Consider the following 14,535-nt stretch of genomic DNA (forward strand, 5'->3'; position numbering starts at 1 on the left):
TTTTTTTAACTTCTTTATTTGATCTTCAGCAAATCATCCGGCGTATCAATAGCTACACTTTCAAGGTTAGTAACTGCTGCTTTTATCTGATAGCCGTTTTCTATCCAACGCAACTGTTCAAGTGATTCTGTAATTTCCAAATTCGTTTTTGCCATTCCGGAAATTTCGCCGAGAATTTTTGTTTTGTATCCGTAGATTCCGATGTGTTTATAATAGGTTGAATGTTTGAGCCACTCCTCTTCAGGAAAATTCCTGTTGAAGGGAATCGGTGAACGACTGAAATAGATCGCGTCCATTTTATTATTCAAAACTACTTTCACATTATTGTGGTTGAAGAGTTCTGAGGGATCATCGATCTTTTTTACAAGTGTCGCAATAGAAACACTTTTATCTTCAAGCAAAGCACAAAGCATATCTATCTGCTCCGGATGAATGTATGGTTCATCGCCCTGGATATTAATTACTGCATCCCACTCCCTTGCTTTTCCTGAATTAATTATCTCCGCACACCGATCGGTTCCACTCTGATGTTCAGGAGAAGTCATCCACGCATTTCCACCAAAACTCTGCACGTGATCAAAGATGCGCTGATCATCTGTCGCTATTAATACCGAACTCAACTTCTTTGCTTTTCCACATTGCTCATAAACGCGCTGGATCATACTCTTTCCCTGAATGTCTACCAATGGCTTACCTGGAAAACGTGTTGATGCATAACGTGCGGGAATGATTCCGATTACTTTCATGGGTCTTCTCTTTTCTTGTGTGAAATTATAAAATTTACACCAAGTATTTATTACAATGTAAAATTCACCTGTCCAATAAACATTCTTGGCGGTTGCATATCTGCCGGACGTTGCATATAAATGTAGTTGGTCAGGTTCTTAACGATGAAAGAGAGTTTTACATTGTCTGAGATTGTCCAAGAGGTCCGGAGATCATAGATCGTATCGCCATGACGATGATACTTTCTGTAGTGACCGATTCCCAGTCCCGGCTGAAAAGCAAAATCCAGAAGTCCGCTGACAAAGATCTTATCTATGTTTTCCATTCTGCTGGTGTACCTGACACTCAGACCAATTTCAAATTTTTTCCATTCAACACCAAGATCTGCTTTGATCATACTCTTCTACCTGTATTTCAAAAAGTCAGTTGAATCACTACCCATCACAGTTCCAATACCACCAACCTTAACAATGAAAGCACTGTCATACGAAACTTGCCGTGGATCCAGTAGCGTAATACTTGTCATCGCATTTACCTTCCAGTTTTTTCCAAGAGAGCCACTGATAAATAATGATGCGTCAATTCCTTCTATTCTTGTATCTCCTATATTCAAAGACTTAAATCCATTTCCAATCAATGGCTCTGACGACGCGCCCCATTGTGCAAAAGAGAATTCGATCATATTCTTGTACTCATTTCTGAATACGGCTACATCAATATAGCCGGTCCATTTTTTAAACCCAAAAAGTTGCTTAACTCCAATTTCATAACTCACGCCTCTTTCAGATTCAAGATCAGCATTTGGATAGATCACAACACTTCCTACATTCGTCTTGATAAATTTCTCCGCAACAGAAGGGAACCGGTAACCTTGTCCAACTGATGCCCTGATGTATGTGCCTTTAACCGGATTAAAATTTATTCCACCTCTGAAAACCGGAGTCCATTTTTCCTGAATACTATCGATCTTACTTCTTTCAGCTCTTGCTCCTCCACTGACAGAAAATTTTTTGTACTTGAAATCACCTTGAATGTAACCGGCTTGCTGAACTCCTGTATGATCACCATACAACTCACTCTCAACTGTTGAATTTGTATTTACAAGTCCACCGATTATATTCAAATTCTCTTTGATCGTTTTCTGATACTGCAATTCAGAATAAAACAAAATTGCTTTCGAATTCTGATCTGTATTATTTTCATTTGTTGTATTAAACCATCTGCTTCTGAATCTGAATGTTCCTGCCCTCTTATTTGAATAGGTTACAAATGGATCTATATTCGTCCGGTAGGTCCTGGAATTACTGAGTGTGCCCGGCGCAGGTGTATATGCGCCTGAAGTATCATTTTTGAACAGAAAAAAAATCGTACTTACTCCTGCCATCGTATTCATATTAACTCCCGCACTCAATTCCTCCACTTTTTTAAAACGATAACGTGTATTAAAATTGAAACGACCTCGTTGCTCCTTTTCTCCTTCACGGTAGCCTTGATCATCAAAAACATTTTCACCTACGACAAGATCCAGATTTCCTACTTGCTGACTGTGAAAAAAACTGAATCCTGAAGTGCGAAGAACTTTATCGCCCCACCATTTGAGATCATACTCTTTTCCATCGATCTTAAAAACCGGACGATCATAAACTCCTGTGAAAAACGAAACTTTGGTTATTGGCTTAGCTTTGGGATATGCTGTGCGGACATTGATCACACCATTCAAAGCCGAAGAACCAAACAAGACACTGCTTGCACCTTTGATCACTTCCACTTGTTCAAGATTTTCTATTGGCAGAAAATTCCATTTTGTATCATTCGCATCGGCTGTCAATTGCGGCAGATCATCGACAAGCAATTGCACACGACTTCCGGCTCCATAACTCCAGCCACTGCCCCCTCTGATGTTTGCCTGTCCATCGATAATTGTAACTCCGGGAATAAATTCCATTGCCTCTTCCATGTTAACCACGTTTTTGCTTTCAATTAACTGTGGCTTTAACACTTCCATGGAAACAGTGACCTCTTCCAGCTTCTGCTCAAATTTTCCGGCGCTGATAACGACAGTATTCAGTTCAGTCCCCGAACTTTTCATTCTGAAATTTAACTCTTTCTTTTCACCTGCATTTAATATGACATTCTGCTTTCCTGTTTCATAAGAAAGCATTTTGAAAGAGATCTGATAGCTCCCCGGAGCAAGACTTAGATTGTAAACACCGTTGACATCAGTACTTGCTTTGCTGGTTGTATCAACAAAAACAATTACGCCGATCAGCGGTTCATTTGTTTTGTCGTCGACAAGCTTACCCGTCAGATTTGCATCCTGAGCAAACATCAACTGCGTAAGCGAAATAAACAAAACGAATAATAGCGAATTTCTCATAGTATATTAAATGTAAAAAAAGAAGCATTGTTGTAATATTGACAGCTTTCTTTCGGGAAGATTTCCTGAAACAATATTACTGAATTATTAGAAACAGAAATTAGATGAACAAAGATGATGATGAACAATTAATGTAAAAAGAAGCGACTGATAAATTTATCAAAGAGATCAGCGAATTTCAGCCGGTGATTGTCAGCGGACTGGCTTATGGTGTAGACATTCAGGCACATAAAGCTGCATTGAAGAATAATCTTCAGACAGTAGGTGTAGTTGCGCATGGATTAGATAAAATGTATCCTGCAGATAATGCAGCGACGGCAGAGAAAATGTTACTGAATGGCGGACTTCTTTCCGAATATATACACGGCACTAAACCTACCCGCGATAATTTTCCGGCCCGCAACAGGATCGTCGCCGGATTAACAGATGCAGTTATTGTAATCGAATCTGCCACCAGAGGCGGAGCACTTATCACAGCCGATATTGCAAACAGTTATAACCGCGATGTGTTTGCTTTGCCAGGCCGCATAAATGACATTTATTCGAAGGGATGTCATGCTCTCATCAGACAAAATAAAGCAATGATCTTTGAAAATGCAGCCGATATTGCTGATGCAATGAACTGGAACGTGAAAGAAAAAACCACACCGCAAAAACAGATGCAATTATTTCAGGATTTTCAACCTGATGAACAAACGATCATTCAAGCTTTAAACATAAAAGATCTTTTGTCGATAGACGAAATAGCTTTAACAGTAATGCTGCCTGTCAGTAAAGTTTCATCCATTTTACTCAATCTTGAATTTTCAGGTGTTTTAACTCCGCTTCCCGGAAAAATATTCAAACTCAACCAATAATTCAGCATGGAATTCAAATAGATAACGACTTGTTTTTTTTAATCACTTCTTATGATTCAACAAAATAAATTTCGTTACTTACCATACAAATTAAACTACTTCATGGGAAAGAAATTGTTTCTGATGGTTTTTATTTTAGCCATCACTTTTCTCTCATCTTTTGCTGAAAAACCAATTGCTGTCTTTAATGAAAAGAACGGCGTAATGTCGTATGACGAACTGACAAGAAATGTTCTGATCAATTCCCAGAATGAAAAAGTTGTAACAGATAATTATCACCGGTCATTTTCAAAAAAAGACTGGTCTATGTATGCCAATCAGGCTTTAGTACTGGCTTCAATTAACTACCGTGCCGGTCAAAAAGAATCAGCGATAGATTTTTTCAAAAACGCAATAACCGCTTTTTCAAAAACTAATTCTCCTGAAGGACAAGCATTGGCTTCCTGTGGAATTGCCTTGGTATTTCAGTACAACAATCAATTGGATTCAGCAGTAAACTATTTCAACAATTCCATCCGGCTAAATCACGCTGCTAAAAATTTCATCGGTGAACTTAAGGTTCGTTTCCTTCTGTCAAAGGCCTATGAAAGTACAGAAGATCACGCTTCAACGCTTCAGAATTTCAAGGAAGCGATTTCTATTTTACCGAATATTTCCGATCCTGTGATGAAAGCCTATTTGTACAACAGCTATTCAGAAGAATTGATTCATAGCAGAAATGAAGACGAAGCATTAACATATTTGGAAAAAGCATTGACTCTTTCCGAAAACAATAACATTCAGAAAGCAGTCATTTACAGAAATATTGGGATTGTAAATTTTAACAAAGGCGACTACCAAAGTGCTACAGGTAATTTTGAAAAAAGTCTGACTTCTGATTTCAGACTTCCGGCATTGCGTTTACTCCGTGACACATATTTAAAACTATATGCTTCAGGAAAAGTCGGCGGTGATGCGAAAAAAGAAAATCTCTATTCAACAAAATATAAATTGTTAAAAGATTCCGTAGAAGATGTACTTAACAGCAGAATGCTTAGTCCGGATTCTTTCACTCTCGAATTAAAAGAAAAACTATTTGTCAGTAAACTACTCACCCGCACTAAGAGCATGAGTAGTGAAATGAACAGGAACAGCATTGAATTCAATCAACGACTTACGGAAGCTGAACTGGATCGTTTAAAAGCAGAAGAAGCTTTAGAACGTTTCCACGAAGAACGGATGAATGAAGAAGCGGCAAATAAAGAAAGAGAAGACCTGGTAAAAGAACTGGAAAAAGAAAAAGCACTTCAGGAACTTGCTCTTTCAAATACAGAATTGGCCCGCGAAAAGCAGCAAAGATGGATCATCATTTTATTAAGTGGGGTTGTTCTCGTCACAACGATCCTGATCTTTCTTTATAACCGATACCGACTCAAAAGAAAATCTCATAATGACCTTGACTCTGCCTTTCTCGAATTAAAGACAGCACACAGGAAACTAAAGGAAACTCAGGAGCAACTGATCCGTTCAGAAAAGATGGCATCATTGGGTCAAATGACAGCCGGCATTGCTCATGAGATCCAGAACCCGCTCAACTTCGTTTTAAATTTCGCTGAGGGCTCTAAAGACCTTCTGAAGGAACTTGAGGACTCAACCGATGAAAGTGACCGTAGAGAGATCGCAGAAAGCCTGTATATCAACCTTACAAAAATCGGAGAACACGGCAAACGGGCGGATGCAATCGTTAAAAACATGCTCCAACATAGCCGGGTAAACAAATCAGAACGTGTACCGACTGATCTGAACAAACTTGCTGAGGAATACTTTCAACTTGCATTTCATGGTCTGAGGGCAAAGGATTCAACCTTTCAGTGCACTCTGGAAAAAGAACTTGATCCGAATTTCCCAATGCTGGAGTTGATCCAGCAAGACATCAGTCGTGTTTTGTTAAACTTATTCAACAATGCTTTTTATGCAGTAAATCAGAAAGCCAGGAAAAATAATCCCGGATTTACTCCCACCGTAAAACTGTCTACCATGGTCTATGGTAATTTTGCTTTCCTGACCATCTATGATAATGGCGAAGGAATTCCAAAGGAGATCAAAGAGAAAATTTTTGAACCGTTCTTCACTACCAAACCAACCGGACAAGGTACAGGACTGGGTTTATCGCTCAGCTTTGAGATCATTAAAAACCATGGAGCAAGGATGGAGATGGAGAGTGAAGTTGGGGTTGGGACGACGTTCAAGTTGATCTTTAAGATCGGTGGGTAGTTCCCAATGGTTAGGCCTTCCCCACCCCAAAATTTTTCCCCCACTTTTGGGACGGGAGAAAAACCTGGGAAATGGGGCCCCCCACCCCTTGCTAGCCCGGGGGGTGGTTTTTGTTTTTGCCCTCTTTACCCCCCCCCCCACCCCCCGCCGGGGGCCCACGAAAAACAGGTTGTCCCCGGCTTTCTGGGGGGAAAAATGAAAATTAAAAACCCCCCCCCCCCAACAAAAAAATTTTAACCCCTCCTACCTTTGGTTTGGGGTTTTTTTTTTTTTTTTTTTTGCGGGGGGGGGGGGGGGGGGGGGTGGGGGTTTTTTTTGGGGAACCTCCCGAAGGGGATTTGGGGGGGGCGGGGGGGGAAAGTCGGGGGGGAAATTTTGGGGGGGGGAAAAATTTGGGGGGGGGTTGTGTTTGGGGTTGGGTTTTGGGGGGAATGGGGGGGGGGGAAAGGGGGAAAAAATTTAAAAAAAGGGGGCCCCCCAAAAAAGGGGAAAAGGATGAAAATTTGAAAAACGAAAAAAAAAAAAAAAAAAAAATTTTTTTTTTGGGGGGGGTTCCCCCCCTTTTTTTTGGGGGGGGGGGGTTTTTTTTTTTTTGGATTTTTCCCCCCGCCCCCCAAGGGGACGGCCCCCCCCCCCCCCCATTGAGTAAGTCTTTAGTCAAAAAAAAAGAGCAACCTTCACGATCGCTCTCTTTTTTAAAAACTTTTCTTTACAATTAAGAAAGGTGTTTGCTTACAAGTTTTGTCATTTCGAACATAGAAACTTGTTTTTTGCCATTGAACACTTTTTTCAAATTGTCATCAGCATTGATGTTACGTCTTTCTTTAGGATCTTGAAGATTGTTCTTCTTGATGTAAGCCCAAAGACGTTTAGTAACTTCAGTACGCGGAAGTGGTTTGTTACCAACTACAGGCTGAAGAGCATCAGAGATGTTCATCGGCTTCATGAAAGCAGCATTTGGTTTACGCTTTACTTTAGCTTTAGCCGGAGCTTTTTTAGCTGGAGCTTTCTTTGCAGGAGCTTTTTTAGCAGCTACTTTTTCTTAGCAGGTGCTTTTGGTTTTGCTTTAGCAGCAGCTTTCTTTGCCGGAGCTTTTTTCTTAGCTTTTTTAGTTGCCATGATTTTTAAAACGATTTAAGGTTTTCTATTGATACAAATCAACGAAGTTTTTCATAGGGAAAACACATCACTCCAAAGAAGTTTTCCACAATCCGGAAACAGATTTTCATAGGTAAAACTTCATCTCTTCCGGTCGTATTCAGAGGTAAATATCTTAGCTTTCAATTTGATTTCACTCTTCTCTTCATCTGTTTTATTTTTTCATTCGCAAAATTCTTCAAACCTTCTGAAAAGCCCGTAAATACTGGCATTTAGCCACTTTTTCATTGGTAAAACCAAGCTGAAAAAATGCTTTCTCCTATGAAGAATCCTACCCAAAAATGCGATTTGGCGATTAGCGGGAATATTGATATTATTGTAAAGGGTACGGATGGGTTTACACTTATTCACAATGCCCACTTGTTAACAAAGAGAAAATTTATAACGTGAGCAATCTCCTCTTCCGGCTTTTTTTATTCTGCGCTTTGCCTTTATATAGTCTTGCGCAAGACTCAACGGCCACTCGGTCACTGGTAGGATGCGTATCCGGTAATTGCGAAAATGGGCTTGGCTCCTACAGGACTTCCAATGGAAATCTCTATACCGGTAACTTTAGTAATGGTAAATACCATGGCGCAGGAAAGATAGAGTATAAAGATGGCGACATCTATGAAGGTAGTTTTGCCCTAGGAAAAATGAGTGGCAAAGGTGTCTATACATATAGAGATGGTACAACGTACGACGGAACATTTGCCAATGGAAAAATGGAAGGCTCAGGAATTATGACCTACGTCAGCGGAAATCGCTATGAAGGATCTTTCTCCAACAACATGAAATCAGGTCAGGGTACATACTTCTTTAATGATAGTAGTCGGTATGAAGGAAATTTTGTTTCTGACAAAATGGATGGCGCCGGAAAGATCACCTATGCAAACGGAGATTATTATTCCGGAAATTTTGTAAAAGGAAAACAAACAGGAAAGGGTACGTACCGGTATCATGATGGCAATGAATACACCGGCGATTTTGTAAACGGCACTTTTTCCGGCTCAGGAAAACTCGTCCTGACTGATGGTAGCAGCTATGAAGGTGAATTCAAAAATGATAACATGGAAGGTTTTGGAATCTTCTATTACAACAATGGTGACCTTATATTGGGACATTCCTGAATGGAAAGTATAATGGTTGCGGTACTTATTTCTATTCAAATGGCGACCGTTATACCGGCGATTACCTGAATAATCAGAGTCATGGTACAGGTACTTTCATTGAAGCCTCCGGTGAAGGAACAACCTACCACTATCTCAATGGCGATATTATCGGAGAAGGCATTCAACTATATAATTTTGCTATCAATAATTCATCTTCTACTCAAAAGCAAAATACTTCTACTGAAGAGATCTCAAAACAGGAACAGGCAGAACCTGCTCAAATAGTAAAAGCCGAACCTGAAACTCCGGTAAAATCAGAACCGGTGATTTCAACAAAAACAGAAGCTCCAATTACAACAAAGACAGAACCATCAATCTCAACTAAGTCAGAACCGGTAATTGTAACAAAGCCTGACCCTGTTAAAGAAAATGAACCTATTGCAATTGTCTCCCCGCCAAAACCTAATTCAATTACAAATAATACCGGTCAGATCTGTATGGTCTGTAAAGGAAAAGGAAAGATTCATCAGGCAGAATTGAGAAAGAATAAAATGGTTACTAAAGATATCAGCAACGGACTTGGTCCAAGAAATTTTGTGACCTATTCTGTAAATGAAATCGTTCGCCCTGCCGGAAATGTAACTTGTGGCAAATGCCAGGGTACAGGAAAATTACTCAATGACTAATCCATAGGAAATTATCTATGAAAAAGATACAAGCACTTTTTTTATTCTTTATACTTCTGGCAAATTCAGTTTCCGCACAATCGAGTCTGCGATTCGGCCGGATCTCTGTCGATAAAGGCCTTTCTCAATCTACAGTTTACTGTACTTATCAGGATAGTCAGGGATTTATCTGGGTCGGAACAGAAGACGGGTTGAATAAATATGATGGCTATACTTTCGATATCTACAAATTTGATCCTACTGATACGGCTACTATCAGTAATAATATTGTCCGATGCATTTTTGAAGACAAAAAAAATAATCTCTGGGTAGGAACTGATAACGGACTAAATAAACTCATCCGAAAAAACGGATCCTTTCAACGCTATCAGAATATTCCAGGCAATGTGAATTCTATCAGCAATAACCTGATCAGTTCGATCACTGAAGATAATAAAGGGATCGTCTGGATCGGAACCGGGAATGGATTGAATGCATATGACATCTCTACAGGGAAGTTTTCAGTTTTCAGAAGTGATGCAAATAATTCCGCTAGTCTGACTAGTAATATTATTTCCTGTCTTTATTTCGACAAGACCAATAACCTTTGGGTCGGGACTTCATCAGACGGGCTGAACAAGTTCGATATCTCTTCAGGGACGGCTAAACGATACATTAATATAGGCGGTGACAATAATTCCATAAGCGAGAATGAAATCACATCCATTACTTCCGACAATCAGAATAATTTATGGGTGGGAACTCTGAACAGTGGCGCAAATATTATTTCACCGGCAGGGAAAATTACACGCTTCAATACGGCAAACGGCCTTTCTTCTAATAGTATATTCTCTCTTAAGCAAGATACAAAAGGTATTATGTGGATCGGCACTTTCGGTGGCGGGCTCGATGCATTAAATACCCGTACAGGAAAAATCATCAACTATCACAAAGAACCGCAAAACCTTGAATCTATTTCAAGCAATAAGATCTACAATATTTTTGAAGACAATGCCGGCACATTATGGTATTCTACAGCAAACGGATTGAGTTTTTATAACAGAACCATAGCGAAATTTGTCACATACAAAGTAAATGAAGCGGGTGATGCTGCAGGTAATAATAGCGTCTTTGCTATTTGTGAAGATCGTTCAGGAAATATCTGGACAGGAACTCTTGGTAGCGGTCTCAATGTTTTCAGCAGAACAGAAAACCGTTTTGTGAATGAACGATTTCCGGGATTAAGTAATCCGGCATTGCGTTTCTGTAACGTCTTCGCTCTGACAGAAGATAAAGCCGGTGTGCTTTGGGTTGGAACTTCTGACGGACTTATTTCTTTCTCAAAATCTACCGGCCAGGTCAGGGAATACAAAGCATCGTCAGGGGCGATCAGCAATAATTACATCCGTTGTATTTTTGAAGACAAGGCAGGAGTTTTGTGGATTGGAACACATGGCGGTGGACTAAATGCTTTCGATCGCATTTCAGGAAAATCAAAAGTTTATCGTTCGAAAAGTGGCGACGCAACATCGTTAAGCAGCGATGTTGTGATGAATATATTCGAAGACTCTAAAGGCAAATTGTGGATCGCTACTTATGGTGGTGGATTATGTAATTTCGACAGGTCTGCGGAAAAATTCACAGCTTTCAAAAATGATCCTTTAGACAGTAAAACTATTTCCAGCAATTTTATTCATTCTGTTTTTGAAGACAACACAGGAAAACTCTGGATCGGAACTTATGGTGGCGGACTGAATATTTATGACGGGAATGATTCATTCAAGCATTATACTGAACGTGATGGACTGCCCAACAATATTATCAACGGGGTTTTATCAGATGCAAAAAATAATATCTGGCTAAGTACTAACAATGGTGTCTGTAAACTTAACATTGTAAACGGCCAGACTTCGCTGACAGCTAACAGCAGAACTTATAATATTCAGGACGGCTTACAAAACAAGTTTAACGAGAATGCATGTTACAGAGGGCAAAGTGGCTGGCTGTATTTTGGCGGTAATAATGGGTTGAATGCTTTTCACCCAGACAGTATCAACGACAATACGGTTGTTCCTCCGGTTGTCATCACACGATTCTATTTATTTGAGAAACCTGCGCGGATGGATACTTTGATTACGGACGAACATACACTGAATTTAAATTACCGTCAGAATTTCTTTTCATTTGAATTCTCTGCATTGAATTATCTTTTCCCTGATAAAAACAGATATGCATATATGATGGAAAACCTGAATGAAGACTGGACATATTCAGGAAACCGACGTTATGCTACTTATACTAATATTGATCCGGGTGAATATACTTTCAGAGTAAAAGCATGCAATAACGATGGAGTCTGGAATGATACCGGTATTGCTATCAAAATCACCATCACTCCTCCGATCTGGAAGACAAAATGGTTTACTGCACTTTTTGCTTTAACTGTTGCAGGACTTATTTTTGTCTATATCCGATTCAGAACAAATTCACTTGTCAAACAAAATGTTTTGCTTGAAGATAAAGTCAATTTACGTACATCTGAATTGAAAGAAAAAAACAATGAGCTGACTCAAACGATGGAGAATCTGAAGTCTACTCAGACACAACTTATACAATCTGAGAAGATGGCTTCACTCGGACAGTTGACTGCGGGAATTGCCCATGAGATCCAGAATCCATTGAACTTCGTGAATAATTTTTCTGAATTATCAGTTGAACTGATCACAGAACTCGAGGAAGGTGTTAGTCCGGAAGAACAGAAAGATATTACCGACGACCTTAAGCAGAATCTTGAAAAAATAAACTTCCACGGTAAGCGTGCTGATAGTATTGTAAAAGGAATGTTACAGCACAGCAGATCGTCAGTTGCTGAAAAACAACCGACAGATATAAATAAAATGGTGGAGGAATTCTTTAATCTTGCCTATCATGGTATGCGCGCAAAAGATCCGGGATTCAATTGTACGATGGAGAAGAATCTGGCGAAAGATATTCCGCAGATCAAAATAATTTCTCAGGACATCAGTCGTGTGATCCTGAATATTTTCAATAATGCATTCTATGCAGTTGACGAAAGAAGTAAGTCTAATGGTAAAGATTATCAACCGAAAGTCTCCATAACAACTTCTTTTGACAATGGAAAAGTCTTCATCAGCATTCGCGATAATGGCAAAGGAATTCCTGATGATATAAAAGACAAGATCTTCAATCCATTCTTTACTACAAAACCAACCGGACAAGGTACAGGACTTGGACTTTCGATAAGCTATGATATTATTGTGAAAGGCCATAACGGCGGATTAGTAGTAAATTCAAAAGCCGGAGAGTACACAGAATTCCTGATTACATTGCCAGTCTGAATAAAATAATTTTAGAATAATAATTATGATCAAAATATTAATTGTCGACGACGAGCAAGATGTTGAAATGTTGTTCACTCAGCGGTTTCGTAAAGAGGTTAAGAACAATGAAGTTATTATCAACTTTGCTTTCAGCGGAGAAGATGCCCTTAGCTTTCTGAAAAAATTAGACCCATTCGATGTCGTTTTAGTATTGAGTGATATCAACATGCCGGGAATGACAGGACTTGAATTATTAAAATCGATCAAGAAAGATTTTCCTACCTTAAAAGTTATGATGGTCACTGCCTATGGCGACGACAACAATTATAAGAATGCAATGGATTTTGGTGCCGATGATTTCGTGACGAAACCTGTCGACTTTAATATCCTCAAAGAAAAAATCCTAACTTTAGCTAAAAGATAACTCTGTTTAAAATGGAAAGACCTGCCAAAATACTTGTGGTAGACGATGAGCCGGATCTGGAGTTGTTGATCAAACAGCGATTCCGTCATCGGATCAAAAATAATGAAGTGACTTTTGAATTCGCTGCGAATGGAAGAATTGCGCTCGAAAAACTTGGCGAAACCGGCAATGGATTCGACATGATCCTTACAGACATCAACATGCCTGAAATGGATGGGTTAACTCTTCTTAATAATATCAAAGAACGTTTCCGTCATTATAAAGCTGTTGTTGTGAGTGCATATGGCGATATGGAAAATATCCGTACCGCAATGAACCGGGGCGCGTTTGACTTTATTACCAAGCCGATAGATTTTACCGACCTGGATACTACGATCAATAAGACTGTAGAAGAAATGCGATATATCCGTGCCGGACAGGAAGCACAGGAAAAACTGGTTGATACAATTCGTGATAAAGAAAAAGCTGTTCAGAGTGAAAAGTTCAAGCAGCAGTTTCTTGCGAATATGAGTCATGAGATCCGCACGCCGATGAATTCAATTATCGGTCTGACGAATCTTCTGATCAAAACAAATCTTGATGAACATCAGCATAAATATCTGAACGTAATTAAAAGGTCTTCGGAAAATTTACTTGTTATCATCAACGACATTCTTGATCTTTCCAAGATAGAGGTCGGAAAAATGGATTTTGAAAAGATTCCATTTGCTCTCGAAGAAGCTGTTGAAACCGTTTATCATGCAATGCTTTTTAAGGCTGATGAAAAAGGTCTTTCTTTCAAAATAAATATAGAACCGAATGTTCCTGCTGTAATTGTAGGGGATCCGACGCGATTGAATCAGATCCTGATCAATCTTGCCGGAAATGCAATCAAGTTCACTGAAAAAGGTAGCGTAACTGTCGACATCAGAGAAATCAATAAACAAGGCAATGGAAGTATCATTCAGTTTTCGGTAATTGATACAGGAATTGGTATTTCAGAAGAAAGTATCAATAAGATCTTCGACAGTTTTTCGCAGGCAAGCAGCGACACGACGCGAAAATTCGGAGGAACCGGACTTGGACTGACCATATCGAAGCAGTTGGTAGAGTTGCAAGGCGGAACGATCGGTGTGAAATCCGAACCCGGAAAAGGAACATCTTTTATATTCACAATTCCTTATACGATCGGCGATAAAGCTATCGGCCGTCAGCGTAGCACTGAAGAAGATATCAATGGCGCAGACTTAAAAGGTATCCGGATTTTACTTGTTGAAGACAATCCATTCAATCAAATGGTTGCTATCGATACATTAAACGATCTTATTCCTGAACTGGTGATAGATGTTGCAGAAAACGGATTGATCGCTATTGAAAAGATCACTGCTGCAAATTACGATGTTCTGTTAATGGATATTCAAATGCCGGAAATGGACGGCTTTGAAGCAACAAAACGGATCCGCGAAATGAATACCGAAAAACGCGCAACACCAATCATGGCGATGACTGCAAATGTAACGCCGGAGGAAGTCAGCAAATGTTTTGAATCCGGTATGGATGCGTATATTTCTAAACCATTCGAAACACAAGACCTTTTGAATAAACTTGGCAAGCTTACAATACTTAAATCAAAAATCTGAACTCAAACACACTAAATAATTATT

The 14,535-nt window shown here is 39.5% G+C and carries 10 protein-coding genes and 1 pseudogene; 7 read left to right on the forward strand and 4 right to left on the reverse strand.

Translation table 11 applies throughout. From position 1 onward, the window contains the following. Positions 1–14 precede the first annotated feature (14 nt). Genes kdsB through IPL24_13390 form a run of 3 tightly spaced genes read right to left on the reverse strand, consistent with a single transcriptional unit; the run spans position 15 to position 3,103 of the window. The gene (kdsB, locus tag IPL24_13380) at positions 15–746 is read right to left on the reverse strand and encodes a 3-deoxy-manno-octulosonate cytidylyltransferase (GenBank protein MBK8364604.1); all 732 of its coding nucleotides are present in this window, start codon (positions 744–746) and stop codon (positions 15–17) included. A 50-nt stretch (positions 747–796) separates the two neighbouring features. Beyond that, a complete protein-coding gene (locus IPL24_13385) occupies positions 797–1,123 on the reverse strand; it encodes a TonB-dependent receptor (GenBank protein ID MBK8364605.1) in 327 nt (108 codons plus the stop codon). 6 nt (positions 1,124–1,129) lie between these two features. After that, positions 1,130–3,103: a TonB-dependent receptor gene (locus IPL24_13390; GenBank protein MBK8364606.1), complete on the reverse strand. Its 1,974-nt coding sequence runs from the start codon at positions 3,101–3,103 to the stop codon at positions 1,130–1,132. Between the two features lie 185 nt (positions 3,104–3,288). Here IPL24_13390 and IPL24_13395 point away from each other — a divergent pair, with 185 nt between their 5' ends. Both IPL24_13395 and IPL24_13400 read left to right on the forward strand, forming a co-directional pair. Next, complete coding sequence (locus IPL24_13395) at positions 3,289–3,960, forward strand: DNA-processing protein DprA (protein MBK8364607.1); 672 nt, start codon at positions 3,289–3,291, stop codon at positions 3,958–3,960. Between the two features lie 1,218 nt (positions 3,961–5,178). After that, complete coding sequence (locus IPL24_13400; protein MBK8364608.1) at positions 5,179–6,213, forward strand: two-component sensor histidine kinase; 1,035 nt, start codon at positions 5,179–5,181, stop codon at positions 6,211–6,213. A gap of 715 nt (positions 6,214–6,928) precedes the next feature. Here IPL24_13400 and IPL24_13405 read toward each other — a convergent pair. Continuing rightward, a pseudogene (locus IPL24_13405) lies at positions 6,929–7,332 on the reverse strand (SWIB/MDM2 domain-containing protein). A 425-nt stretch (positions 7,333–7,757) separates the two neighbouring features. Between IPL24_13405 and IPL24_13410 the strand changes: the two are divergent. From IPL24_13410 to IPL24_13430, 5 genes are read left to right on the forward strand one after another with little or no spacing between them, the layout of a single operon-like run. Beyond that, positions 7,758–8,480: a hypothetical protein gene (locus IPL24_13410; GenBank protein ID MBK8364609.1), complete on the forward strand. Its 723-nt coding sequence runs from the start codon at positions 7,758–7,760 to the stop codon at positions 8,478–8,480. Next, entirely contained in the window at positions 8,465–9,148 is a 684-nt protein-coding gene (locus IPL24_13415; GenBank protein ID MBK8364610.1) for a hypothetical protein, read from the forward strand. The genes IPL24_13410 and IPL24_13415 overlap by 16 nt, the downstream gene beginning before the upstream one ends. A gap of 17 nt (positions 9,149–9,165) precedes the next feature. Then, positions 9,166–12,486 carry a hypothetical protein gene (locus IPL24_13420; GenBank protein ID MBK8364611.1) on the forward strand — a complete coding sequence of 1,107 codons (3,321 nt, stop codon included), beginning with the start codon at positions 9,166–9,168 and terminating at the stop codon, positions 12,484–12,486. Positions 12,487–12,514: 28 nt separating this feature from the next. Continuing rightward, positions 12,515–12,892 carry a response regulator gene (locus IPL24_13425; GenBank protein MBK8364612.1) on the forward strand — a complete coding sequence of 126 codons (378 nt, stop codon included), beginning with the start codon at positions 12,515–12,517 and terminating at the stop codon, positions 12,890–12,892. 11 nt (positions 12,893–12,903) lie between these two features. Continuing rightward, positions 12,904–14,511 (forward strand): response regulator, encoded by a 1,608-nt coding sequence (locus IPL24_13430; GenBank protein MBK8364613.1) that lies wholly within the window; start codon positions 12,904–12,906, stop codon positions 14,509–14,511. Positions 14,512–14,535 lie beyond the last annotated feature (24 nt).

This window comes from Bacteroidota bacterium (assembly GCA_016711505.1).
GTDB lineage: Bacteria > Bacteroidota > Bacteroidia > AKYH767-A > 2013-40CM-41-45 > JADKIH01.

What these genes read in the sequence shown, in the direction of transcription:
- kdsB (MBK8364604.1), bottom strand. Translation starts at nt 746, where the DNA reads ATGAAAGTAATCGGAATCATTCCCGCACGTTATGCATCAACACGTTTT.
- IPL24_13400 (MBK8364608.1), top strand. Translation starts at nt 5,179, where the DNA reads ATGAATGAAGAAGCGGCAAATAAAGAAAGAGAAGACCTGGTAAAAGAA.
- IPL24_13385 (MBK8364605.1), bottom strand. Translation starts at nt 1,123, where the DNA reads ATGATCAAAGCAGATCTTGGTGTTGAATGGAAAAAATTTGAAATTGGT.
- IPL24_13430 (MBK8364613.1), top strand. Translation starts at nt 12,904, where the DNA reads ATGGAAAGACCTGCCAAAATACTTGTGGTAGACGATGAGCCGGATCTG.
- IPL24_13420 (MBK8364611.1), top strand. Translation starts at nt 9,166, where the DNA reads ATGAAAAAGATACAAGCACTTTTTTTATTCTTTATACTTCTGGCAAAT.
- IPL24_13390 (MBK8364606.1), bottom strand. Translation starts at nt 3,103, where the DNA reads ATGAGAAATTCGCTATTATTCGTTTTGTTTATTTCGCTTACGCAGTTG.